The organism is Enterococcus sp. 5H (assembly GCF_028128615.1).
Classification (GTDB): Bacteria; Bacillota; Bacilli; order Lactobacillales; family Enterococcaceae; genus Enterococcus_L.
Map to the genome: position 1 here is coordinate 1 of NZ_AMDP01000028.1, position 464 is coordinate 464.

At 31.7% G+C, this 464-nt stretch carries 1 protein-coding gene; it reads left to right on the plus strand.

Annotated features, from left to right (window positions below):
• On the plus strand, window positions 1–225 hold a 225-nt coding region (locus tag C240_RS11280), incomplete at its 5' end, for a hypothetical protein (protein WP_271495724.1).
• Between the last annotated feature and the right edge of the window lie 239 nt (window positions 226–464).

Genomic DNA, 464 nt, shown 5'->3' on the forward strand with positions numbered 1-464 from the left:
GTGATCATTATGGCCATTTTAGCGCTGATAAATGTAGTATATGTACTAAAGGATCGTAAGATTTTCAGTAGAAAAATTAGTAGTGTAGGACTATTACTAGGTCTTATGTTGCTTATGTTCGTTGCTTTCTTCATGCCTGTTTTCTTTTGGTTTGGAGCGAATCCGATTATCTTCAGTGTAATAGCCATTTGCGGAATGATGATTACACCAAAAGAGTATAACTGACATATAGATTAGCCTATTTCAGATATAGTACATGGCTGTATTAAAGTGATCTTGAGAATTTCTCACAAGATCACTTTTTTTCATATCAAAACAGATACATAGAACAAATAATTTGTAGTATATAGATTAAAATAAATATCTTTCTGTGTTAAAATACTATTGGAATAAAAATAACGATAAAAGGAGAGACTAAAAATGGCTGGGGATCGCATTAAATTATCACCACAAGAACTACGCAC